Origin of the sequence: Flavobacterium restrictum, from assembly GCF_007097245.1 — a bacterium.
In the GTDB taxonomy this organism is placed as follows: domain Bacteria; phylum Bacteroidota; class Bacteroidia; order Flavobacteriales; family Flavobacteriaceae; genus Flavobacterium; species Flavobacterium restrictum.
Genome location: NZ_VJZT01000017.1, coordinates 42,627 through 65,134, shown reverse-complemented (window position 1 = coordinate 65,134; position 22,508 = coordinate 42,627). Strand labels below are relative to the sequence as shown.

At 34.8% G+C, this 22,508-nt stretch carries 26 protein-coding genes; 13 read left to right on the top strand and 13 right to left on the bottom strand.

Annotated features, from left to right (window positions below; translation table 11 throughout):
- The first annotated feature begins 164 nt into the window (after positions 1-164).
- The 7 genes from FNW21_RS14090 (at position 165) to FNW21_RS14060 (ending at position 5,035) form a co-directional block, all read left to right on the top strand.
- Positions 165-1,064: a helix-turn-helix transcriptional regulator gene (locus tag FNW21_RS14090; protein WP_144257394.1), complete on the top strand. Its 900-nt coding sequence runs from the start codon at positions 165-167 to the stop codon at positions 1,062-1,064.
- A 2-nt stretch (positions 1,065-1,066) separates the two neighbouring features.
- Positions 1,067-1,267, top strand: a complete 201-nt coding sequence (locus FNW21_RS14085) for a hypothetical protein (RefSeq protein ID WP_144257393.1) — start codon at positions 1,067-1,069, stop codon at positions 1,265-1,267.
- Between the two features lie 11 nt (positions 1,268-1,278).
- Positions 1,279-1,749: a 3'-5' exonuclease gene (locus FNW21_RS14080; protein WP_144257392.1), complete on the top strand. Its 471-nt coding sequence runs from the start codon at positions 1,279-1,281 to the stop codon at positions 1,747-1,749.
- A 14-nt stretch (positions 1,750-1,763) separates the two neighbouring features.
- Positions 1,764-3,080 carry a PDDEXK-like family protein gene (locus FNW21_RS14075; protein WP_144257391.1) on the top strand — a complete coding sequence of 439 codons (1,317 nt, stop codon included), beginning with the start codon at positions 1,764-1,766 and terminating at the stop codon, positions 3,078-3,080.
- An 84-nt stretch (positions 3,081-3,164) separates the two neighbouring features.
- A complete protein-coding gene (locus FNW21_RS14070) occupies positions 3,165-3,752 on the top strand; it encodes a PDDEXK-like family protein (RefSeq protein ID WP_144257390.1) in 588 nt (195 codons plus the stop codon).
- Between the two features lie 187 nt (positions 3,753-3,939).
- Positions 3,940-4,344 (top strand): hypothetical protein, encoded by a 405-nt coding sequence (locus tag FNW21_RS14065; protein WP_144257389.1) that lies wholly within the window; start codon positions 3,940-3,942, stop codon positions 4,342-4,344.
- A gap of 283 nt (positions 4,345-4,627) precedes the next feature.
- A complete protein-coding gene (locus tag FNW21_RS14060; protein ID WP_144257388.1) occupies positions 4,628-5,035 on the top strand; it encodes a hypothetical protein in 408 nt (135 codons plus the stop codon).
- Between the two features lie 2 nt (positions 5,036-5,037).
- Here FNW21_RS14060 and FNW21_RS14055 read toward each other — a convergent pair whose 3' ends face one another.
- Positions 5,038-5,400, bottom strand: coding sequence for a hypothetical protein (locus tag FNW21_RS14055; RefSeq protein ID WP_144257387.1), 363 nt, complete (start codon positions 5,398-5,400; stop codon positions 5,038-5,040).
- A gap of 179 nt (positions 5,401-5,579) precedes the next feature.
- Between FNW21_RS14055 and FNW21_RS14050 the strand changes: the two genes are divergently transcribed.
- Both FNW21_RS14050 and FNW21_RS14045 read left to right on the top strand, forming a co-directional pair.
- Positions 5,580-5,999: a hypothetical protein gene (locus FNW21_RS14050; protein ID WP_144257386.1), complete on the top strand. Its 420-nt coding sequence runs from the start codon at positions 5,580-5,582 to the stop codon at positions 5,997-5,999.
- Between the two features lie 101 nt (positions 6,000-6,100).
- Entirely contained in the window at positions 6,101-6,331 is a 231-nt protein-coding gene (locus FNW21_RS14045) for a beta propeller repeat protein (protein WP_144257385.1), read from the top strand.
- A gap of 83 nt (positions 6,332-6,414) precedes the next feature.
- On the opposite strand, the gene FNW21_RS14040 is transcribed toward FNW21_RS14045, so the two are convergent.
- From FNW21_RS14040 to hisS, 9 genes are all read right to left on the bottom strand, one after another.
- Entirely contained in the window at positions 6,415-7,218 is an 804-nt protein-coding gene (locus tag FNW21_RS14040) for a Cof-type HAD-IIB family hydrolase (protein ID WP_144257384.1), read from the bottom strand.
- A 94-nt stretch (positions 7,219-7,312) separates the two neighbouring features.
- Entirely contained in the window at positions 7,313-7,531 is a 219-nt protein-coding gene (locus tag FNW21_RS14035; RefSeq protein WP_144257383.1) for a putative signal transducing protein, read from the bottom strand.
- A 17-nt stretch (positions 7,532-7,548) separates the two neighbouring features.
- Positions 7,549-8,277, bottom strand: a complete 729-nt coding sequence (locus FNW21_RS14030; RefSeq protein ID WP_144257382.1) for a DEAD/DEAH box helicase — start codon at positions 8,275-8,277, stop codon at positions 7,549-7,551.
- Positions 8,278-8,384: 107 nt separating this feature from the next.
- The gene (locus tag FNW21_RS14025) at positions 8,385-9,548 is read right to left on the bottom strand and encodes a sigma-54-dependent transcriptional regulator (RefSeq protein WP_144257381.1); all 1,164 of its coding nucleotides are present in this window, start codon (positions 9,546-9,548) and stop codon (positions 8,385-8,387) included.
- A 228-nt stretch (positions 9,549-9,776) separates the two neighbouring features.
- Positions 9,777-11,093: an ABC transporter permease gene (locus tag FNW21_RS14020; protein ID WP_144257380.1), complete on the bottom strand. Its 1,317-nt coding sequence runs from the start codon at positions 11,091-11,093 to the stop codon at positions 9,777-9,779.
- 61 nt (positions 11,094-11,154) lie between these two features.
- Entirely contained in the window at positions 11,155-12,075 is a 921-nt protein-coding gene (locus FNW21_RS14015) for an ABC transporter ATP-binding protein (RefSeq protein ID WP_144257379.1), read from the bottom strand.
- 191 nt (positions 12,076-12,266) lie between these two features.
- Positions 12,267-13,382, bottom strand: coding sequence for a molecular chaperone DnaJ (gene dnaJ, locus FNW21_RS14010; RefSeq protein WP_144257378.1), 1,116 nt, complete (start codon positions 13,380-13,382; stop codon positions 12,267-12,269).
- Positions 13,383-13,433: 51 nt separating this feature from the next.
- Positions 13,434-14,009 (bottom strand): nucleotide exchange factor GrpE, encoded by a 576-nt coding sequence (locus FNW21_RS14005; RefSeq protein ID WP_144257377.1) that lies wholly within the window; start codon positions 14,007-14,009, stop codon positions 13,434-13,436.
- A gap of 345 nt (positions 14,010-14,354) precedes the next feature.
- A complete protein-coding gene (hisS, locus tag FNW21_RS14000) occupies positions 14,355-15,725 on the bottom strand; it encodes a histidine--tRNA ligase (protein ID WP_144257376.1) in 1,371 nt (456 codons plus the stop codon).
- 374 nt (positions 15,726-16,099) lie between these two features.
- On the opposite strand from hisS, the gene FNW21_RS13995 reads away from it, so the two are divergent.
- Positions 16,100-17,341, top strand: coding sequence for an ABC transporter permease (locus tag FNW21_RS13995; protein WP_144257375.1), 1,242 nt, complete (start codon positions 16,100-16,102; stop codon positions 17,339-17,341).
- Between the two features lie 56 nt (positions 17,342-17,397).
- On the opposite strand, the gene prmC is transcribed toward FNW21_RS13995, so the two are convergent.
- From prmC to FNW21_RS13980, 3 genes are all read right to left on the bottom strand, one after another.
- The gene (gene prmC / locus FNW21_RS13990; RefSeq protein ID WP_144257374.1) at positions 17,398-18,252 is read right to left on the bottom strand and encodes a peptide chain release factor N(5)-glutamine methyltransferase; all 855 of its coding nucleotides are present in this window, start codon (positions 18,250-18,252) and stop codon (positions 17,398-17,400) included.
- 280 nt (positions 18,253-18,532) lie between these two features.
- The gene (lgt, locus tag FNW21_RS13985; protein WP_144257373.1) at positions 18,533-19,375 is read right to left on the bottom strand and encodes a prolipoprotein diacylglyceryl transferase; all 843 of its coding nucleotides are present in this window, start codon (positions 19,373-19,375) and stop codon (positions 18,533-18,535) included.
- A gap of 61 nt (positions 19,376-19,436) precedes the next feature.
- Positions 19,437-19,922 carry a GNAT family N-acetyltransferase gene (locus FNW21_RS13980; RefSeq protein ID WP_144257372.1) on the bottom strand — a complete coding sequence of 162 codons (486 nt, stop codon included), beginning with the start codon at positions 19,920-19,922 and terminating at the stop codon, positions 19,437-19,439.
- A 104-nt stretch (positions 19,923-20,026) separates the two neighbouring features.
- On the opposite strand from FNW21_RS13980, the gene ribD reads away from it, so the two are divergent.
- From ribD to FNW21_RS13965, 3 genes are all read left to right on the top strand, one after another.
- Positions 20,027-21,070, top strand: a complete 1,044-nt coding sequence (ribD, locus tag FNW21_RS13975) for a bifunctional diaminohydroxyphosphoribosylaminopyrimidine deaminase/5-amino-6-(5-phosphoribosylamino)uracil reductase RibD (RefSeq protein ID WP_144257371.1) — start codon at positions 20,027-20,029, stop codon at positions 21,068-21,070.
- Positions 21,063-21,665 (top strand): HAD family hydrolase, encoded by a 603-nt coding sequence (locus tag FNW21_RS13970; RefSeq protein ID WP_144257370.1) that lies wholly within the window; start codon positions 21,063-21,065, stop codon positions 21,663-21,665. Before ribD ends, FNW21_RS13970 begins: the two co-directional genes overlap by 8 nt.
- Before the next feature lie 204 nt (positions 21,666-21,869).
- Positions 21,870-22,490 carry an IMPACT family protein gene (locus FNW21_RS13965; RefSeq protein ID WP_144257369.1) on the top strand — a complete coding sequence of 207 codons (621 nt, stop codon included), beginning with the start codon at positions 21,870-21,872 and terminating at the stop codon, positions 22,488-22,490.
- The last annotated feature ends 18 nt before the right edge of the window (positions 22,491-22,508 follow it).

The following is a 22,508-nucleotide window of genomic DNA, read 5'->3' as shown; positions in this document are numbered from 1 at the left end:
AAAGTAAGCGCCTAAAAGCAGGATGGGACAATCAATATCTGGAAAAATTAATCAAATTATGATGCGTTTGCCCTGATCAATCCTTTGGTGTTTCAATATTTTTTTTAGTCCGTCATAAAACGGCAGACAAACTAATTATCTTTGAAAAATAAAGCTAAAACAGTATGTCAAAATTAATTTATTTCAAAAGGTATTTGTACGTTATCGACCGCTTGCGAAGCCGACCTTGTAGTTTCGCTGAATTGCAGGAACACGTAATGCGTAAACTTGAAAATGACGATATTGATTCGACTTTCGAATATGCTATTCGCACTTTTGAGCGGGACAAAAAAGACATTTCGACTCTTTTTGGGATTGATATTCACTACAACCGCAAAGACAAAACCTACGCTATTGATGAAGCCGAAATTGAAGACCAATCGGTAACCCGAATGATTGATGCTTTCTCGATACATCACGCCTTGCAAGAAGGCAATAAATTGTCGCCAAGTATATTTTTGGAAAAACGAAAATCACTAGGAACCGAACATATTTACGGAATTATTCACGCCATACAAAATGGTGTCGTGCTAAAATTTACTCATAAAAAACATTGGATAGACGAGATAACGCAACGGGAAGTAAAACCCATTGCTATTAAAGAATCGCAACAAAGATGGTATTTAGTAGCTTGGGACAAAAAAGGAGAAACCGTAAAGACTTTTGGACTGGATCGAATCTCCAATCTAAAAATTACTGATACCAAGTTTAAACCCATTGGATATAACGTCGAAAAGGAATTCCAACACGCTTTTGGAGTGGAGACTTATGAGGAAGCCGAAAGAGTGGTTTTGGAATTTTCCAAGCAACAAGGAAATTACATCAAAACCTTTCCGTTACACGAATCGCAACGCATTATTGAAGAAACCGAAGATACTGTAATCTTGGAAATCTTCATTCATACTACCAACGATATTAAAATGGAATTGTTGAAATACGGTAGTGCTGTAAAAGTGCTCACTCCTATTTTACTTCAAAATGAAATCAAAAATAGAATTTCAGAAATGTCAAATCTTTATAAATAATTATGGAAAAAGAAGAATTTGTACGCTTATTTTCAAAACGGATGGATAAGCTTGAGCTTTCTTTTAAAGAAAAACTCCCTGATGGGATTGATGATAGAACGACATCGACTATTCCGTTGGGGTTTCTGAATCGATTAGTAATTGATGGTAGATTATATAAGATAGAAATTTCAGGGATGGAAATTACAAATTGTAATGAATAGCAATTAAATTTATGGATTGTTTTACCGCAATAGATTTTGAAACGGCAACAGGTTACCGAAATAGCATTTGCCAAGTTGGATTGATTAAAATAGAAAACGGAATCATTACCAAAGAAGTCAATATATTGGTACAACCTCCCGATAATTATTATTGGAGTCGCTTTACGAACATACACGGGATTTCCGCAAAAGACACTTTGAACTCACCCACTTTCGACCAAATTTGGCATCAAATCGCACCTTATATCGAAAACCAAAACGTAGTGGCACACAATGGTTTTGGTTTTGATTTTCCTGTTTTGGATAAAACACTCGACTATTATAATTTACCCACTCCCGACTACAATAAATTCTGTCCTTATAAGATTTATAGGTCAAATTTAGCTAACTTGTGCCAAGAATATAATATACCTCTTAATCATCACGATGCGTTGAGCGATGCTCGGGCTTGTGCGGAGTTGTGGTTGAGGAGTTTACAATAACTATTAAAAATATAATGGAAAAACAAATTGAAGAAAAAACAAATTTATCTGGTATAAAAAACCTACTTGAAAATGTAAATATTGTTCAAAACAAATACGATGATATAGCTGAAATTACAGGCGAAAAATTCAACATTTTTGGTGTTTTGAATTTAACGAGTAATGAGGTACGAACTCATTCTGCATTTATTGGAGAACTTTTAAACAGTAGAGGATCGCACGGTTTAAAAGATATTCCTTTGAAATTTTTTATCAGAATATTAGAAGAGAAATTCATACCAAATGAAGTTGATGAATCGGAAAAGATTATTCATTCTGATAAATTTAAATTCAATACTGAAACTGCTATTACTACAGTTGAAAAAACTATTAAAAAATTAAATGAAGATAAAACTGAAGGAGGGCGCATTGATATTATTATCGAGGATAATAGTAGAAAGAATGCGCTTATTATTGAAAACAAAATATATGCAGGAGAACAAGAAAATCAACTTATAAGATATTACAATTACAGTAAAGAAAACTTCCAAAAAGAAGCACCTATTTTATATTTGACATTAGATGGAAGTTCTCCAACTTCTGGAAAAGGACTTATTGAAAAAGAACATTATTTTAATATCTCTTACAAGGAGGATATAATAAATTGGTTAGAACTTTGTATTAAAGAAGCATCTGATAAACCAATGCTTCGAGAAGTAATAAAACAGTATATTTATTTAATCAAAAAACTAACAGGACAAACAATTAATAAAAAAATGAGTGACGAAATACAGAATATAATTTTAAATAATTATTCAGCAGCAGAACAAATTACAAAAGAATTTGAAAAAGTAAAATATAAAATTTTAGGAAATATAAGAACAAAACTTGTTGATAAATTGGTTACAGAATTGGGTTCAAAATACAATGTGATTAAAGCTAAAGAAAAAGTAGGAGAAAAAAATTCTGGAGTATGGTTGGGATTAAAAGAGTATCAAAATTCAGGAATATATTTTGGAATTGAACCTTTTAATGGGAAAGGAAATGTTCGCAACGAACTATTTTATGGAATTTTAGATCTAGGAAACAATCATAATAGTATTTTCAGAAATCATAATTTTAAATGCGAAGGTTGGTGGAGAGATGTTCAATTATTTGAGAATCTGGAAGGTTTTAAAAACAACCGAATAAATTTCAATGACTCTGAATTGATTAGCTATTTAGGTCAAAATCCGAAAAAACAAGTAGAATTAATAGAAACCGTTGCAAAACAAATGATTGACTTCATAAAATTAAGAGAGGATTTTTTAATCAATATTTATAAAGAGATAAATGAAATAAACAACAATTAATCATTTTTTTAATTCAAAAATAACTCCTTAAAAATCTAATGCGGAATTGCATTTAAGAAATCGAAAATAAGAACTAAAAAGTATATGGACAAAATTAATAATCTATTACAACAAGTTACAATCATTCAAAAGAAATATGATGAAATAGCTAAAATTACTGGAGAGAATTTCAATATTTTTTCTGTTATGAATATGGAATATAAAGAAGTTAATACTCATTCAGCAATTATAGGTGAGTTTTTAAATCCTAAAGGTTCACACGGACAAGGAGATACTTTTTTGAAACTATTTGTTGAAGAAATTCGTAATCACTTTGGCTCATATATCTTATTAAATGATTTTGAGAATCTTGTAAATGATAAAATTTGCGAAAGAACAATAACAAGCACTAACGATTGGGAAGATGTTTCAGGAGGAAGAATTGATATAATCATTGAAGATAATAATCAAATTCTAATCATAGAAAACAAACCAGGTTTCCAAGATCAACCTTATCAATTAATTAGATATAATAATTATGCTAAAACAAAAAGTCCAAAAAAAATAATTTTACTTTATTTGACATTAGATGGTAGAAATTTGAAAAAAGAAGAAGAGCCATTTTTAATAAAAGATATTAAAATTGAGGGATATAATTTTAGACATAATGAAATAAGAATATTTAAAGTTTAAAGAAGAGTATATTTATAATGGGAATGTTCATCATTGTCTGTACTATCCAATTTCATTTGAAATTCATATAAGAGATTGGATTAAAAAATGTCTTGAAAAAACACATTCTCTACCAATTATTAGAGAAACGTTAGTGCAATACCTTCATTTAATCAAAAAAATAACAAACCAAACAACAAATAACAATATGAGTGATGAAATAAAAAAAACTATTTTAAGTAATCGTGAAAACATAAAAGGAGCCTTATCGGTTTTTGACTCAGATCCAAAACAGATTATTTGTGAAGAATTTTTTATTCGTATAAAATCCAAATTAGGAACTAATTTTGATTGTGAAAATTATAATTCATATCCCATTGGTAAACAATTTTCAGGAATGTATATTTCTAAAAAATTTAATATCATACTTTGGTTTGGCGTTGATTACAATCAATTACTTTTAGGCGTCTATGAAAATGACAATTGGAGCAGAATAGTTGATATTGAAGAACACCTTAATTCCATTAATTTGGATGAAGTTTTAGAAGATAATAATATCAATGGAATTGTTACTAAAATTAATCAGCTTTTTGAAAGTTTGATTAATTCTTAACTGAAAATAATTTAATTCTCATAATCCAAACGACACTTCCACCCGAGTGTCGTTTTTTTTTACAAGTAATTTTCTCCACCGTCTCCCTTTGGCACTCCACCTGCATAGATTTGTCAAAAAAAAGATGAAACTTAACCGTAAAAGAGAAATCCGTTTTATTAAAATTATTCAAAAAAAGAGCCGTGATATAACTATTGAAGAGCAAAAATCTTTGGTAGAAAGAAACAAATATGTAAACGTAGTTTTTGAATTTACACCAGCCGTTTGAGAAAAATTGTTGCTCTTGAACCAAAAACTTCTTGACGAAGAAAAAAGGATATTCGGCTTGTACCAAAACATCCAAAAGCAATGCAAAGAATTGGTTTACAGTAAAGTCATAGACTATTACGAGATAGAAATAGTACTAAAACTCTGGAACGACAACTACTACAAAAAATTTGACCCTTCAATAGAGGGCAATCCTTTCTTTGAAACGGAATGCAATTTTATGACCTTGCAAGAATCGGCAATCTACACCGAACTCGATTTTAACGATACGATTCTGAAAGCCACAATGCCCAAAATGAAACATTGTTACAGCATTCATAATTTGTATGACCACTGCCATTTAACTTGGTTCGATTTATGCAATATTGATAGTATTTGGGTGGAATTAATGGTTACTTACCAGCGTTTTTCAACGATTGAATAATTTTAAACTTCAACTATAATTTCCTGACGAATCCACCATTCCATCAAACTAATTTTCTTTGCAGATAAAGGAATTTCAAATCGAATGGCTGCTTTTAAAAGGGCTCTGTTTCCTGTCTTTATTAATTTGAAATCAAAAAAATGATATTGATAATTGCAGTTGACGGCTACGACAATATCCAATGTCAATTTGCCTTGTTGCAGTTTCTTTATTACTGTATTATCTTCGCTCTTGATTTGAGAAAAAAGCACATTGATTTGTTCTGCATCTATCACTTCGACACCATTCAAAAACAGTAAGACTTTTGCAATTCTGAAACGCAATTGGGTTTTAAAACTTTGCTTTTGAATCTTAATTTTTCTCATTTCGTTTTTTTATTCAAAATATAAGCTGACGAACTGCCAATATACGACAGACTAAAAAACATATTCCATATATTAAATCATTTCATTCTGCCACATTTTGGCTTACACCGCTCCTAATTTCGTCTTATGGAAAAGCCGAAAACCAATTTAGAGTAGGCAAAATTTAAAATTTAACTATTATGGAATTTATTTATTCAAGACTTGACAATTGCATTTTATTTGACAAATTAAAAAATGAAGAAATAAGCAAAACATTGGCTTATATGCTTGATTTTAAGGAACACGAAAATCTTGTTGTTATTCCAAAACCGCATTCCATCGAAATTTCTAATGCTGAAATTTGTATTGCAGTTATTTTTTATGTGGGCTTTGAAAGAGAAGAATATGAAGCGGTAAAAGTAAAAAACAACTTTCATATTGTTGTTTTTGAATCAATTATGTTAAGTTTGTGTGAATTTGAAAAATTACCATTAAAATTTATCGATTATACGGCTTTATTTTTTATGTCATTGGCGAGAACAGAAGACAAAAAAATAAGAGAGTTTTTGAGTCTTATGAATTTAAGAGGAAACAATACTGTTTATCATTTAGACAAATAATCATTTTTAACTGCCACCCTTTGGCACACTTCCCTACTTTCTTTGTCTGATGGGAAAAGCCGAAAACCAATTTAGAGTAGGCAAACTAAAAACAAACTATTATGGCACAAATGATTTTAAAAGGAAAAGAAATGATTCGCATTAACCCAACAACGAAAACCAAAATTGAATACTCAACCAATGAAGGAAGAAGTTGGATTTCAAGGTATAATTCCAGCAGCTGTGGCGATTTTAATGATTTGACTGACAACAGCAAAGAAATATTAGGATTAACTACAAAAGGATTTTATTATTCCACCAACGAAGGCAGAAGTTGGATGAAAAGAAGTTAGAATTTAAAACAAAAGCACCGTTATTTTACATTGTATATCCTGTAAAATAACGGTTGCTTTTTATTTTAAAACGGTATCTAAAATCAATTCAATATAAACCGCGCTACCACTTCGGCTACGCCATGATTGTTATTGGAAGCGACTATAACATCACCAAATTCTCTTAAATCCGCATCTACGTTGTCTACCCAAACACCCAATCCAGCGTATTGCACCATCGTTAAATCATTGCCTGCATTGCCTACAGCGATGATTTCGGATTGATGGATATTGAGTTTTTTGGCCAAAATTTGAATCGCTGCTCCTTTGTCAACGCCGTTTGGTGCGGCTTCAAGGAAAAAAGGTTTCGACATACAAACACTCAAATCGGGCATGGCGGCTTTCAACAAGGGTTCAATACCTTTGAGATAGTTTGGCTCTTCTAGCAACAAACATTTTACCGCCGATGTAGTTACCGCATCTTTAAAACTAGGCACAATTACATGCTCTAATCCCGTAATCGTACTTTCAATATCAATATATTCCGAATGGCTTTCGCTGATGATTTTATTGTCTAAATAGGTGATGACATGCGTATTATTTTGCTTGCTAAAATCGTAAATAGCATGAATTTGTTCTTTGGTCAACGAATGTTCAAAAAGTACTTTGTCTGCTTTTAAATCCGTAATTGTAGAACCATTAAACGAAATCATATAGGAATTATTGACATCACATTGCAATTCTTTGGCATAAGCAATCATTGCCGATGTGGGTCTCCCCGATGCCAAAACAACGTAAACACCCATTTCCTGTGCTTTCAAAAGCATGGTTGCATTCTCCTTTGAAATTTTGTGATCATCTGTCAACAAAGTGTCATCCATATCGACCACTAACATTTTGTATTTCATTTTTATAATTTAATTTGTTTTATTACTGTTAACTGCATGTCAAACGCTTAAAAAAAGTCGCCACAAATTTCACGAATATAGTAATATAACGGTATTAAATACTCAATCTAAATTCCTCAATTACTGGATTGGCTTTGCCAAAATCAATTTCTTGAATAAACAACTCAACAGCCAAATCAGTATTGCCAAAACCTCCCAATCGAGCGGATTGTATGTTGTTTTTTACTACTGTACTTACGCCTACTGCTTCAATTTGTGCTTGCAATACAGTTGCCAAAATTTCACTTCCCGAAAACACTTTCATTAATCCCATTCTGTTTTTATTTTAAATTATTCTTTTCCTTCTTGGTCGCTGTCTTCTAATTCTTCAAAATCATTTTCTGCTATACTTTCCGCATTTTCTTCGTCCTCAAGATTCTCTTCATCCTCCTCTTCTTCTTCTTCTTCAAAATCAAAATCAAAAACGTAAGGTTCAACAAGCATTTTTTCGGCCAAAATCTCGATTCGTTCCGTGAGTTGATCCGCAAAAATAATACGCTGGGTTTTAGCAATACTATTTGAAATGCGCATAATTTTAGTTTCATGACGCAATTTCAAAATGGGATCGGCATCATCAAGAATGAACATTCGCAATCGGTTTACATTGTATCCCGCTGTGGTAAACATCTCGCTCAATTTATTTGGCGTACCGATCAAAACATCGATTCCTGTCGAAATGTAGTTTTTGTCGTAATCCATATCGCCTTTGTCGTGCACACCAAAAATCTCTAAACCGCTATTTTTGGCATACTTTGCGAACATTTCTTGCATTTCTAATACTTTTGTTTTGTCCTCCACAATAATCAAAGCTCGTGGTGATTCCTCATTAGAACCAGCCAATTGCTGAATCACATTGATTGCAATTGTGGTCGATTTTCCCATTCCGTTTTCGGCAATAATAATACAATCGGAACCGCTTTTTAGGGTAGAAAAAGTTTCTTTTTGCAAGGAATTAGCCTCGGTCAAACCGTTCTCAATTAAAGCTTCTTGCAGCTTTTGGTTTATTTTTTTTAGTTTCATATATTTAATCTAAAGAATTAAAAAAGTCTAAAAAATCAAAAAAAAATTCATTTCGCATCTTTAGATTCTTTTACTTTTTTTGCTTTTTTTACTTTTTTTGATAGTTCTTATTTACTCGCAAACAGGGTCAGATCATTCTCGGAAATTTCGGCTCCGCCAAGGATAATCAAGCGTTCGATTACGTTACGCAATTCCCTTATATTTCCTGTCCAATCGTATTCTTGCAACAAAAGAATGGCTTGTTGCGAAAATCGTTTAACGACATTGCCTTGCTCCAAAGCAATTTTTTCGGAAAAATGATGAATCAAACTTGGTATATCGTCTCGCCTATCGTTCAAAGCGGGTACTTTTATCAAAATCACGGCCAATCGGTGGTACAAATCTTCTCTAAAACGCCCTTCGGCAATTTCTACTTTCAAATCTTTATTGGTAGCCGCCACCACGCGCACATCGACCTTAATATCCTTATCCGCACCAACTCGAGTAATCATGCTTTCTTGCAAGGCTCGCAATACTTTGGCTTGCGCCGAAAGACTCATATCGCCTATTTCGTCCAAAAAAATCGTGCCTTTATCCGCTGCTTCAAATTTTCCAGCACGGTCTTTCACCGCCGATGTAAAGGCGCCTTTTACGTGTCCAAACAATTCACTTTCTATTAATTCGCTTGGAATTGCAGCACAATTTACTTCGATCATGGGCGCATTGGCACGTTCACTTTTTTCGTGCAATTGATGCGCTACTAATTCTTTTCCAGTACCGTTGGGTCCCGTTATCAAAACTCTGGCTTCGGTAGGAGCAACTTTGTCAATCATGATTTTGATGTGATTGATAGCGTCGCTGTTTCCTATCATTTCATAGTTTTTACTGACTTTTTTCTTCAAAATTTTATTCTCAACCACCAGTTGTTTTTTGTCCAAAGCATTGCGTACCGTGTTCAACAACCGATTCAAATCTGGTGGTTTTGAAATATAATCAAAAGCGCCCAAACGCATCGTATTGATAGCAGTTTCCATATCGCCATGACCTGAAATCATAACCATCGGGATTTCTGGTTTTATTTTTTTGACCGCTTCTAGCACCTCAACTCCGTCCATTTTGGGCATTTTTATATCGCACAAAACGAGATCGTAGTCGTTATTTTTTATTTTTTCGAGTCCAATGAGACCGTCTTCGGCATCATCGACTTGATAGGTATCGTTTTCCTCCGAAAGGATTTTGGTAAGCACTCTTCGAATGGCGGCTTCGTCCTCTATAATTAATATTTTGCTCATACGTTTATTATTTTTGCCACAAAGGCGCAAGTCTGTAGCGATTTTTTTAATTCTAATTAAGTTGTGCCATCCTTCTATATTTAAAATAGTAATTGCAAACTCTGTATGGAAACCTAGTGCCCTAGCCGCGATTACTTCATATACTTTTTATTTTAATCAGATTTCAGTGAACTTCGTTTACAACGGAAAGCGGGAAATAGCTCCTCCTTCGACTATGCTCTGGTCACGTTAATAATGCAACCATCGATACAATTCTTTCCAAGTTGGTTTTTTGCCATACATCAATATTCCAACTCGGTAAATTTTGGCAGCGAACCAAACCACTCCAAAAAAAGTACCAAACAATAATGCTACCGAAATACTAATTTGCCACAAAGGTACTCCAAATGGAATTCGCATGAGCATTACTATGGGCGATGTAAGCGGAATCATGGAGAAAACAGTAGCTATTGTTCCATTTGGATCATGTATTACGGTAAAAATACCAATGTAAACGCCCAAAACTAGTGGCATGATGATGGGTAAAAGAAATTGTTGCGAATCAGTTTCGTTATCCACTGCGGCTCCTATCGCGGCGTAAAAAGAGCTGTATAAAAAATAACCTCCTATAAAGTATACTACAAAACTAATGAGTATGGTGGCTATGGGTAAATTCCATAATTCCTTAATATACATCTGGGCGGTTGCCGCAAATTCCTGTTGGGCGACGTGCAGCATTTCGGGTGGGATTTTTGCGGTAGGCGAAATAGTAACCCCAAAAAATAACGATGCCGAAACCATTAAAAGCAAACCGACTATTGCCCAGATGAAAAACTGTAAAATACCCGCTAATGAGGTGCCAATAATTTTGCCCATCATGAGTTGAAACGGTTTTACGGAGGAAATAATGATTTCGATAATCCTATTGGTTTTTTCCTCGATTACGCTGCGCATGACCATATTCCCGTAAATAATAATGAACATCATAATCAGGTAACCAAAGGCACCACCAATGGCAATCTTGATTTCATTAAGTCCTTTCAAGCTCTGCTCTCCCGAGGATTTGGATAGGTTTATGGTAATATTTGCCGCTGCGTTTTGTATGGCTAGTGTGTCTAAATTAGCGGTTTGATAATTGGCTTTGGTCAGTTTGGAAGCAATTTCGTCCTGAACACTTTCTATAAAAGAAATACTGGGACTATCGTTCGAAATAAACTGTATTTTGTTTTCTAACGCTTTAGAATTTGCCGTTTTGGGGATATAAAGCAGTCCTTCGTAACGCTCGTTCGTGATGCTGTCCTTTATGAATTTGATGTCAATTTGGGATAAATCGAGGTATTCATATTCGCCGTCTTTGGTGTTTTTTGAAACAAATTCTTTTACAAAAAGTCCTGTTTCGTCATGAATTCCTATTCGTTTAGTATCCGCTTTCATGGAACTCAAATACCCAACAAAAGCTGCTATACCCACAAAAAGCAATGGACTCAAAAAAGTCATTACGATAAAGGATTTATTGCGCACCTTGGCAATGAATTCTCTTTTTATAATTAAAGTTATAATACTCATTTTTAGATTTTAGCGTTATGATTTTATATTTTGTACTAGATTTTCAATCTAAATTCTAAATTTACGGGCTAACCGTTTGAATAAAAATATCGTTTACGCTTGGTATCTTTTCTAGAAAATGAGTGACTTGACCCCGTTGCGTGAGAATATGTAACAACTCGTTTGGCGCAGCTGTACCCAACTGAATTTCAAGCTTTAGCTCGTTGTTGAGCGACTTGAAATTAGCTTGACCCACGGTGAATTTTTGAGTCAAATCATACATTAACCCTTCTACGCTATCCGATAGAATTCCTACTTCAAAGGTATTGGTTTTGTATTGGCGTTTTACATCCTCTAACTTGCCCTCAATCAATTTATTCGACTGATGAATTAGCGCAATGTGATCGCACAACTCTTCGACACTTTCCATTCGATGTGTCGAAAAAATAATGGTCGCACCTTGTTCTTTGAGAGCCAAGATTTCATCTTTTATTAAATTAGCATTAACGGGATCAAAACCAGAAAAAGGTTCGTCAAAAATCAACAATTTAGGTTGGTGCAAAACGCAAACAACAAATTGAATTTTTTGTGCCATTCCTTTGGATAATTCTTGAATTTTCTTGTTCCACCATTCTTTAATATCCAATCTTTCGAACCAATAATCGAGTTGAATTTTGGCTTCGGCTTTAGAGAGTCCTTTCATTTGGGCGAGATACAAACATTGTTCGCCTACTTTCATGGTTTTGTATAGCCCACGTTCTTCGGGAAGGTAGCCTATGTATTGTATGTGTTTGGGTTGTAGTTTTTCGCCATCCAGAATTATTTCACCACTATCTGGCAAAGTAATTTGGTTGATGATTCTAATTAGCGAGGTTTTGCCTGCGCCATTGGGTCCCAAAAGTCCGTAAATACTTCCTTTGGGAACGGTTAACGAAACCTCGTTTAGCGCCACATAATCTCCGTATTGCTTTACAACTTTATTGACTTCAAGAATGGTACTCATGTTGCTATTTTAATTGGTGTAAAAGTAAGGAATTAGTAGCTAAATAGGGAAATTGTTACACAAAACCATTACTGTTTGTAAAGTTCGTATTTTAAATAATTTCACTAACAGTGATGCTATAAAAAAACCTATTCTTGTAGAATCAAGAATAGGTTTTAAAAATAACGTTAATCAAAAATTATAATTTTATGTTACGAAAACATATCTTTTACTTTCTCAAAAAACGATTTATCTGATTTTTCAGGATTTGGAATAAAATTTTCATCGGACAAAGCGTTTTCAAAAAACTGTTTTTGTTCCTTATTCAAAGTCTTTGGCGTCCAAACGTTTACATGAACCAGCAAATCGCCACTTCCGTATCCGTTAATGCTTGGAATTCCTTTTCCTTTCAATCGCAAAATTTTACCGGACTGAATTCCTTCTTCTAATTTGATACGTACTTTTCCGTTTACGGCTTCGATATCTTTGGAAATCCCCAGAACCGCCTCGGCAAAACTGATGTATAAATCGTAGTGTAAATTTTCTCCTTCGCGTTTCAAGAATTCGTGTTCCAATTCCTCGATTGCCACAATTAAATCACCAGGAATACTATTGCCTGGGGCATCATTTCCTTTATTGGACACTTTTAATTGCATGCCATCAACAACTCCTGCAGGAATTTTGATAGAAACGGTTTCGTCCTCAAGAATCATTCCTTGGGAATCCGCATTGGCTGGTTTTTTATCTAAAATTTGTCCTGAACCCCCACAAGAAGGACACGTTGAAGCCGATTGCATTCTGCCCAAAATAGTATTGGTCACTCGCATTACTTGCCCCTGACCATTACAGGTAGAACAGGTTTTATACGAAACTCCGGGTGCTTGAACCTTGCGTTTTACTTTAACTTTTTTCTCTACACCATTCGCCACTTCCTCGAGAGTCAGTTTTACTTTGATGCGAAGGTTGCTCCCTTTGGCACGACGCTGTTGTTGTGAGCCGCCGCCAAATCCTCCAAAACCGCCTCCACCAAAAATATCGCCAAACTGACTGAATATATCATCCATATTCATGCCACCGTGACCGCCACCACCAAAACCACCAGAACCATCAAAAGCTTGGTGACCGTATTGATCATACTTGGCTTTCTTGGCTGGATCACTCAAAACCTCATACGCTTCGGCAGCTAGTTTAAATTTCTCCTCGGCTGCTGGATTATCTGGGTTTTTATCAGGATGAAACTCCAAGGCTTTTTTTCGGTAGGCTTTTTTTATTTCCGCTTCAGAAGCGCCTTTAGTGACACCTAATATTTCGTAAAAATCATTTTTCATTTTCAGTATAGTGCTTTATGCGTTAGGACGTGTGCCGTAACGAATTCTAAATTATTGTCCAATAACCACTTTTGGGAAACGAATTATTTTTTCGCCCAATTTGTATCCTTTTTCAAGAACATCTACAATTTTTCCTTTCATCGCATCAGATGCAGCAGGAATTTGCGTAATTGCTTCAGCAAAATCAGCATCAAATGCGTCTCCAGCTTTTACGTCTACTTGTTCTAACCCTTTGGAAACCAAAGCATTTTTTAACTTTTCATGAATTAACTCCACTCCTTTTGTCAACAACTCATCTTGCGATTTATTGATTTCGACCATGGCTCTGTCAAAATCATCCAAAACTGGAAGCATGGATAACAACACCTCTTGATTGGCAGTTTTAAACAATTCGATACGTTCCTTTGTAGTTCTACGTTTGTAGTTTTCAAATTCAGCAAACAAGCGTAAAAACTTATCTTTTTCTTTGGCCAAATCTTGTGCTAATTGCTCTTCTACACTTAATTCTTCAATAATAATTTGTTCTCCATTGGCATTATTTTCTAATGTCACTTCATCTATTTCTTGATCGAACTCTGTATTTTCAGTAGTCATATTGCTTTTATTTTTAAAAAAATTCTTAAACATCTTTTTTTGATTCTTTTTTTGGATTGCAAAAGTACTGCCAAATCTTATAAAATGTCAAATTGTCATAGTTTCCTAAAGTCGGTATAGCATTGTTGCTAATATTCTATTTTTACCTTTAAAAAAAGGGAGAAACGAGCAACTTTATTTTGTGTAAAACTTTAATAAAATTTTAAGACTATCACGAAATAGTTTGAGTAAATTTGTTTTGGTTTTTAAACAAAACCAGTATTATTCAAAAAAGAACTTAAGGTTTGTTTCTACATAATTATTAATTCACTATTGCCTTATATTAAAAAAAGCTTCGTTATGATAACGAAGCTTTTTTTGTGTCTTACTATTTTGAGTTTACAACAAAGCCTTTTTTAAACCTTCAAAATCTAACGAAACCTGTTCTCCAGAAACTAGATTTTTTAACGAAAAAGTATTGGAAGCCATTTCTTGTTCACCTACAAGTACGGCATAGGTTATTTTTCGTTTATCAGCATGTTGGAATTGTTTGACCACTTTTGTAGCATCCGGATACAACTCTACTTTTATACCCGCCGCACGAAGTTTTTGAATGGCTTGCAAAGCATACAAGGCTTCGGAATTGCCATAATTGAGAAACAATGCTTTGGAAGTAGCGGTAACGGTTTCAGGAAACAAATTCAGCTCCTCGACCACCAAATAAATGCGGTCTAAACCAAAAGAAATTCCCACACCACTCATATTCTTGAGTCCAAAAATCCCCGTTAAATCATCGTAACGACCGCCACCACCTATGGAACCCATAGCCACTTCTCGGGGCGGAGCGACTTCAAAAATTGCACCTGTATAATAATTTAATCCTCTTGCAAGGGTAACATCAAGGTCTAAAACAGCGGTATTCAAACCCAGTTTTGATACGTTATCACATATAAAACGAAGTTCTTCTACTCCTTTCATTCCCTCGGTAGATGTAGCAAGTAATGTAGAGAGTTGTTCTATTTTCTGGGAAATGGTTCCTGTGAAATTAAAAAGCGGTTGCACTTTTAGAATCGCCTCTTCGGATATTCCTTTTTCTATCATTTCCTTTTTTACGCCATCCTCGCCTATTTTATCGAGTTTGTCTAGGGCAACAGTAAAATCAATCAACTTATCCGATGCGCCAATAACTTGTGCAATTCCAGATAATATTTTGCGATTATTGATTTTAATAGTCACACCCTGTAAACCCAAAGCGGTAAAAACGGTATCATACAATTGTACTAGTTCTACTTCTTGCCACAAGGATTGCGACCCAACAACATCAGCATCGCACTGAAAAAACTCTCTAAAACGTCCTTTTTGTGGGCGATCAGCACGCCAAACAGGTTGGATTTGGTAGCGTTTAAAGGGGAACTCAATATCGTTTTGATGTTGCACTACGTATCGTGCAAAAGGCACGGTTAGGTCGTAACGCAAGGCTTTCTCGGAGATGCTTGCCGTTAATTTCGTGCTGTCTTTAGCGTCTAAATGGGTAGTATTGGCTTTGGCTAAATAATCGCCTGAATTTAATATTTTGAAAATCAAACGGTCGCCTTCCTCTCCGTATTTTCCCATCAGGGTTTCGGAGTTTTCGAAGGATGGCGTTTCGATGGGTTGAAAACCAAATTTCTCGAAATTGCTTTTTATAATCTGTATAATGTACTGTCTTTTTGCCACCTCGGTTGGTGAAAAATCTCTAGTTCCTTTGGGAATACTGGGTTTGGATGCCATTTTTTTAAGTTAGAAGTTATAGGTCAAAAGGTAGCGGTCAAAAAAATGTAAGCATTGCTGCTTTTTATTCCTACTCGCTAACTTCCTATTTCGTTTTGCAAATATCCAATTTTTAAAATAATTTCGTTAAAAAAAGGGTTCTTTTATTAATGAGATCCCCAGCCCAGATTGCAATGGAAAGCTCGGACTGAAAAAAACTAATTTTTCTTGTCCTAAAAGAGCGACCAAAGGAAGCTCCTTTTAGGGCATATAAAAATAGTTTTTTGAGGGAGGACTTGTAATGGAAAGCTGGAAATAGCTCCTGAAAAAATAAATTATTGTTTTAGGAAAACAAACTTGTAACAAAAATTGTATTTTCGTGTCAAATAGCCACTATGTTTAAATTATTCAAAGAAAATATCCGAATTGCATTGGGTTCTATCCGAACACAATTGTTGCGAACCATCCTCACGGTTTTGATTATTGCCATTGGTATTACGTCCTTGGTGGCTATTTTGACGGTGGTTTCGGCACTGGAGAATACGATTTCATCGGATTTTGCTTCGATGGGTGCCAATACTTTTAACATCAATCAATACGAAAACACCTCTAGAAGACGGGGTGGTGAGGAACGCGAAATTATAAATCCTATTATTTCGTATCCTGAAGCTGTTGCTTTCAAGAACAAATACAATTATCCTTTTACGGAGACTTCGCTGTCATTTTCGGCTACTTCAACCGCCGAAATTAAATACCTCGCCACCAAAACAGATCCCGAAAATACCATTGTAGGTGTCGACGAACATTTTATTACCAACTCTGGTCTAGAGTTGAGTTTGGGCAGGAATTTTACTGGATTTGATATTGCAAACAACGCTTTTGTGTGTATTGTAGGATCCGATTTTCAAAAAGGATTGTTGAAAGATATTAACCCAATTGACAAAACAATTTCGATTCGCGGGGCAAAATTTAGAGTGATTGGTGCCCTGAAAGAGAAAGGATCTACGTTTGGTAATAGCCAAGATTTAAGGGTTTTGATTCCCATACAAGTGGCGCGTTCCTTGTTTAGCACGCCCAATATCAATTACACCATGAGCATAATGGTAGCCAAAAAAGAATTGCTGGATCAAGCGATTGACAATGCGAATAGTACCATGCGCCGGGTGCGTAAATTGACTCCTATTAAGGACAACAATTTTGCAGTAGTGCGCAGCGATGATTTGATTAATAGAATTTTAGGGATTACACAATATTTAGGCATGGCTTCCTGGCTGATTGGGATCATTACCGTATTGGGTTCCTCTATTGCGTTGATGAATATCATGATTGTTTCGGTTACAGAACGCACGAGAGAAATTGGGGTTCGTAAAGCATTGGGCGCCAAGAAAACAACTATTGCTTTTCAGTTTTTTATAGAAACCTTGCTTATTGGGCAATTGGGCGGTTTGGTTGGAATAATTTTTGGAATCTTAATTGGATTTGTTATTGCTACTGCTATAAACTTTTCATTTGTCATTCCTTGGGGAGCGATAGTTGCGGCTTTTTTGACTAGTTTTATAGTCGCCATAGTCTCTGGATTGTATCCTGCGATTAAAGCGGCAAAATTAGATCCAATTGAAGCCTTGCGTTATGAGTAAAGTAGGATTTAGCAATCTTTTTTTTGTGTTTTTACTAAAAAAATAGCTAAAAATAATCAAAAATAGGCGCTAATCATCCTGTCGTTCCCATAAATATCTTGTTTTAATTGAATGTTTTTGAAATTCATTTTTTCAAGTAAATCAACCGTTTCTTTTCCTAAATACTGATTGATTTCGAAAAACAATTGTCCCTTTTTCGAGAGATTGATTTGGGCTAATTGGGCTATTTTTTTATAAAAAACAAGCGCATCATCATCGCCTACAAAAAGAGCCAAATGCGGTTCGTAGTCCAAAACATTTTTCTTGATTGCTACTTTTTCTAAATGGCGTACGTACGGCGGATTCGAAACGATAATTTGAAATTCTTGTTCTAAATCATCGGTTTCCAGAATATTTTTGGAAAGAAAAGTAACGTTTACCGCATTGTTGCCTGCGTTTTTTTGGGCTGTTGCCAATGCCAATTCCGAGACATCAATGGCAAAAACAGCCGCATTAGTAAGGTTTTTGGCTAGCGCAATAGCGATGCAACCGCTCCCAGTACCAATATCTAGGATTTTTAATTTTTCAGTTTTAGCTCTTCCCTTTTGACTTTCAATAATCCATGCTACCAGCTCTTCGGTTTCGGGTCTTGGAATCAAAACTGCTGGATTGACTTCAAAATCCAATCCATAAAAACTAGTTGTACCGAGTACATATTGCACTGGAATTTCTTGTTTTAAAGCTTCTAAAATCGAATTCCAAACCGTAATCTCGGCCTCCGAAAAACACAATTCAGGATTCAAAGCCAAATCAATTCGCTTTAACTGCTGTTTTTGTTCCAAAATTAAATAGAAAAAACTTTCGGCCTCGCCAGCATCGTAAATTGGCGTGAGTTCTTGAATAAATTGAGATTTATAGTGTTTTATTTTCATGTTTTACTTTCTTGTCAGAAATCAAATCCTTGATTTCTATGTTTTTTTGTACTGCTATTGCGGCTTGTGCGCATATTTTTTAAGCAGAAATTAAAATGATTTTAAGAAATGTTACTTGGTGTAATTTGCAGTTATCCTTGTATTGTATTTCTAGTAAACCGCTTGACTGCTTGGCGATGTATCGGATTAAGGAAGCATAAACTTTCGGTAAATCACTAATGTCACAAGTACAAAACCATTTTCAAATTAAGCCTATACCCACCATATTGCCAAACGGCGGTTAGTGGCTGGTTTTTTGTTCCGTTTCTTTGTTAATTAAATTTTTTTCCATAAAATACATTCCGATTATTACAAATGGAATACTTAATATTTGTCCCATATTTAATTTCATTCCATCTTCAAATTCCACTTGATTTATTTTTACAAACTCGATTAAAATTCTCATTGTAAAAATTAAAGTTATTGCTAAACCAAACAAAAAACCATTTCCTAGCTTTATGCTTGCAGTTTTGTAAACTGTAAAAACTATAATGAAAATTATTAAATATGCGATTGCTTCATAAAGTTGGGCTGGGTGTCTTGGTATATTGTCAACTTTCCTGAAAATAAATGCCCAAGGCATTGTAGTTGGATTACCAATCATTTCCGAGTTCATTAAATTAGCAAGTCTAATAAATGTTGCTCCAAGTGGTGCAACTATTGCAATTAAATCAAGTATTTTAAGATATTTTATTTCGTATTTTTTTGAATATAAATAAAGTGAAATAATTAGTCCAATTGTTCCCCCGTGGCTTGCTAATCCGCTATAACCAACAAATTTTATTTCTCCAATTTGATTTATTTTTATTGGTAAAAACATTTCTAAAATATTTTTCGAATAATATTCAAAGTCATAAAATAAACAATGTCCAAGTCTAGCCCCAACAAAAATTCCAATTATTCCATATACAAACAATGCTTTATGTGCATTATCTTTTAAGTTTTCTTTTTTGTAAATTCCTTTTAGGATATAAGTGCTTAAAAGTAAACCACAACCAAATAAAAGACCGTAATATTTTAATGGAAACCCAAAAATGTTAATTATTTCAGAGTCAAAATTCCAATTTATGTATAATGCAATCATATTTTTTTTATTAATTTCTATTTTCTACGATTTTTTTTGGCAAACTAGCCACAACTAAATGCTACAGCTCTTTAATCATCCACACTGGGCAACTCGTATGCCCTGTGCTTCCCATAGGCGAACAAATGGATTTGAAACCTGATTTTTTGTACAATTTTTGAGCGGCGTGCATAAATGGCATCGTCTCGAGATAACATTTCTGAAAACCAAAATCTTTTGCAGCTTGTAAACAAATAGCCATCATTTGGCTACCAATTCCTAATCCACGAGTTTGGGGCAAAAAATACATTTTTTGCAACTCACAAATGCTCTCCTCCTCGTTTTCTAGCGGTGCAATTCCAGCCGATCCAATAATTATTCCCTCTTTTTCAACCACAAAATAAACCGATTTTGGTTTGCTATACTCCTCAAACATCAAATCCAAATACGGATCTTCATAAGCAGTGCCCACTTTTGGAATATTTAATTCATCAAAAACATCCCGAATTAATTGTGCAACAGCTTGGTTGTCTTCTTTTTTTATTTTTCTAATGACTGCATTTTCCATACTTTTCACTCGTGTTTAGTGCCCTACAAAAATAGAAATAGTTTATTGTTATTTTCCAAAGAAATGAAACTAAATGTGATACTCAAAAATAGTATTTTTGTACCATGAATAGTCCCGAAAAATACATGAAACGCTGCCTGGAATTAGCCCGAAATGGGTTGCCAGCCTCCATGCCCAATCCTTCTGTTGGCGCCGTAATTGTTGTTGACGATTGTATTATTGGCGAAGGCTACACGGCTCCTTATGGCGGATCACACGCCGAAGTGAATGCCATAAACGCAGTCAAAGACAAAACGTTGCTCGAGAAAGCTACCCTTTATGTGAGTTTGGAACCGTGCAGTCATTTTGGCAAAACACCGCCTTGTTGCGATTTGATTATTCAATACAAAATCCCAAATGTGGTGGTGGGCATTCTAGACACGAATATAAAAGTAGCTGGAAAAGGGATTCAAAAACTACGGGAATCGGGCACACGGGTGACCGTTGGGGTACTCGAAGCGGATTGTTACGAAAGCAACAAACGCTTTTTTACTTTTCACGAAAAAAAACGCCCCTACATTATCCTAAAATGGGCACAAAGTCAAGACGGATTTATTGCTCCTTTAGTTAAGGATGAAATCAAACCCGTTTGGATTACGAATCCCATTTCGAGGCAATTGGTACATAAATGGCGAAGCGAAGAGCAAGCGATTCTTGTAGGAACGCAAACCGCAATTGACGACAATCCCAAATTAAATACTCGGGATTGGAGCGGCAAAAATCCCATTCGGTTGGTGCTGGATCAGCATAACAGAATCCCAAAATCAAGTCATATATTTGACAATCAGACGCAAACAATTATTTTTACGAAGCAAGAAATACTATTCAACCAAGAAAACACTATCTTTGAAACGATTGATTTTGAACAAAATACAGTACCACAAATATTAGAGGTGTTGTATCAGTACCAAATACAATCGGTGCTTATTGAGGGAGGAACACAACTTCTAAATACTTTTTTAGCAGCCAATATTTGGGATGAAGCACGAGTTTTTATTGGAAAAAAAGAATTTAAAACAGGAATCAAAGCCCCAGAAGTACCCAAAGGCAATACCCAAAAACATACCATTCTAGACGACGAACTCCAAATAATTAGCAATCATGATTAACACAATAATTTTTGATTTTGGCGATATTTTTATCAATCTTGACAAGCAAGCAACCCTTGATGGCTTGCAAAAATTAGGATTGAAGGAATGGAATGATGAGTTGAACACTCTAAATTTAGCTTTTGAAAAAGGCGAAATTTCCGAGGAAGGGTTTCTAAATGGGTTTAAAAAACAAATGCCAAACGCCACAATCGACGAAATTCTAGTGGCTTGGAATGCCATATTGCTTGATTTTCCGCTGTACCGATTGGAGTTTTTGCAAATGCTTTCCAAAAAATACCGCTTGTTTTTATTGAGCAATACCGATGCGATTCACATCACGACTTTTGAACAAAAAGTGGGGATTTCGTTTTACAGTGCTTTTTACCAATGCTTTGAAAAAGTATATTTTTCGTTCGAAATTGGCATGCGAAAACCCGATGTTGCCATTTACAATTATGTCCTAAACAAACACGAATTATCGCCCAAAAGAACCTTATTTGTGGATGACAAAAAAGAAAATACCGATGCCGCTCAAAGCCTAGGCATTCACGTTTGGAATTTACAGGTAGGCACGGAAGATGTCGTGGATTTATTTGATAAAAAAATGATATAATGCCAAAAATCAATTTCAATTTCAATTTCAATTTCAAACGAAAACAGGAAAATCAATTTCAACTAATAATAGTAAAAATCAAAGCGTAAACGAATTTAAAAAAGCACCACTTCACAATTACACTATTAATTTTTGAAATTGTGCTTGATTTTTAACTTTTGAAATTGACTTTTGAAATTGAAATTGACTTTTGACTCAAAAAAAATGGACACCTTTAAAACCATAGCATTCCCATCGGAAGAAGTGTTATTCAAAGAAAAAAACAGTAAATTCTTTGGTTACGCATTCCCCATTCAAACCGAAGAGGACGTAAAACCCATTCTAGAACAGCTCAAAAAAATTCATCCCAATGCGGGACATTATTGTTATGCGTACCAAATTGGGACCGCAACCGTTTCCTACCGAGCCAATGACGATGGCGAACCCAGCAATACGGCAGGAATGCCTATTTATGGACAAATTCAGTCTTTTTTGGTTACCAATGTGCTTGTGGTTGTGGTACGTATTTTTGGCGGTGTAAAACTGGGCGTTGGCGGATTGATTGCCGCCTACAGAACTACTGCGCTACTCACCCTAGCGCAATGCGAAATCATAGAGAAAACGATTGATGAACACTTTACAGTTACTTTTGATTATAAAAATATGAATAAAGTCATGCGGGTAATCAAAGAAAAAAAGCTGGACATTGTGACCCAAGAAATGGAATTAAACGCTGATTCGGGGTTTCCTTTTGGAAAAATTGAGCTCAAAACACGAAAAAAAAATGCCGAAATAGTATTCGACACTTTCAATTTGATGTTTGAAATAGAGATAAAAAAACTATAATTAGCCTTAAATTTTACG

Excerpts from the sequence above, each read along its gene's own strand:
- dnaJ (WP_144257378.1), bottom strand. The coding sequence starts at position 13,382 with ATGAAAAATGATTTTTACGAAATATTAGGTGTCACTAAAGGCGCTTCT.
- FNW21_RS14015 (WP_144257379.1), bottom strand. The coding sequence starts at position 12,075 with ATGAGTACCATTCTTGAAGTCAATAAAGTTGTAAAGCAATACGGAGAT.
- prmC (WP_144257374.1), bottom strand. The coding sequence starts at position 18,252 with ATGAAAATAAAACACTATAAATCTCAATTTATTCAAGAACTCACGCCA.
- ribD (WP_144257371.1), top strand. The coding sequence starts at position 20,027 with ATGAATAGTCCCGAAAAATACATGAAACGCTGCCTGGAATTAGCCCGA.
- FNW21_RS14025 (WP_144257381.1), bottom strand. The coding sequence starts at position 9,548 with ATGAGCAAAATATTAATTATAGAGGACGAAGCCGCCATTCGAAGAGTG.
- FNW21_RS13995 (WP_144257375.1), top strand. The coding sequence starts at position 16,100 with ATGTTTAAATTATTCAAAGAAAATATCCGAATTGCATTGGGTTCTATC.
- lgt (WP_144257373.1), bottom strand. The coding sequence starts at position 19,375 with ATGATTGCATTATACATAAATTGGAATTTTGACTCTGAAATAATTAAC.
- FNW21_RS14085 (WP_144257393.1), top strand. The coding sequence starts at position 1,067 with ATGGAAAAAGAAGAATTTGTACGCTTATTTTCAAAACGGATGGATAAG.
- FNW21_RS14070 (WP_144257390.1), top strand. The coding sequence starts at position 3,165 with ATGGACAAAATTAATAATCTATTACAACAAGTTACAATCATTCAAAAG.
- FNW21_RS14050 (WP_144257386.1), top strand. The coding sequence starts at position 5,580 with ATGGAATTTATTTATTCAAGACTTGACAATTGCATTTTATTTGACAAA.
- FNW21_RS14090 (WP_144257394.1), top strand. The coding sequence starts at position 165 with ATGTCAAAATTAATTTATTTCAAAAGGTATTTGTACGTTATCGACCGC.
- FNW21_RS14080 (WP_144257392.1), top strand. The coding sequence starts at position 1,279 with ATGGATTGTTTTACCGCAATAGATTTTGAAACGGCAACAGGTTACCGA.
- FNW21_RS14030 (WP_144257382.1), bottom strand. The coding sequence starts at position 8,277 with ATGAAACTAAAAAAAATAAACCAAAAGCTGCAAGAAGCTTTAATTGAG.
- FNW21_RS14020 (WP_144257380.1), bottom strand. The coding sequence starts at position 11,093 with ATGAGTATTATAACTTTAATTATAAAAAGAGAATTCATTGCCAAGGTG.
- FNW21_RS14005 (WP_144257377.1), bottom strand. The coding sequence starts at position 14,009 with ATGTTTAAGAATTTTTTTAAAAATAAAAGCAATATGACTACTGAAAAT.
- FNW21_RS13980 (WP_144257372.1), bottom strand. The coding sequence starts at position 19,922 with ATGGAAAATGCAGTCATTAGAAAAATAAAAAAAGAAGACAACCAAGCT.
- FNW21_RS13970 (WP_144257370.1), top strand. The coding sequence starts at position 21,063 with ATGATTAACACAATAATTTTTGATTTTGGCGATATTTTTATCAATCTT.
- FNW21_RS14065 (WP_144257389.1), top strand. The coding sequence starts at position 3,940 with ATGAGTGATGAAATAAAAAAAACTATTTTAAGTAATCGTGAAAACATA.
- FNW21_RS14035 (WP_144257383.1), bottom strand. The coding sequence starts at position 7,531 with ATGGGATTAATGAAAGTGTTTTCGGGAAGTGAAATTTTGGCAACTGTA.
- FNW21_RS13965 (WP_144257369.1), top strand. The coding sequence starts at position 21,870 with ATGGACACCTTTAAAACCATAGCATTCCCATCGGAAGAAGTGTTATTC.
- FNW21_RS14055 (WP_144257387.1), bottom strand. The coding sequence starts at position 5,400 with ATGAGAAAAATTAAGATTCAAAAGCAAAGTTTTAAAACCCAATTGCGT.
- FNW21_RS14040 (WP_144257384.1), bottom strand. The coding sequence starts at position 7,218 with ATGAAATACAAAATGTTAGTGGTCGATATGGATGACACTTTGTTGACA.
- hisS (WP_144257376.1), bottom strand. The coding sequence starts at position 15,725 with ATGGCATCCAAACCCAGTATTCCCAAAGGAACTAGAGATTTTTCACCA.
- FNW21_RS14075 (WP_144257391.1), top strand. The coding sequence starts at position 1,764 with ATGGAAAAACAAATTGAAGAAAAAACAAATTTATCTGGTATAAAAAAC.
- FNW21_RS14045 (WP_144257385.1), top strand. The coding sequence starts at position 6,101 with ATGGCACAAATGATTTTAAAAGGAAAAGAAATGATTCGCATTAACCCA.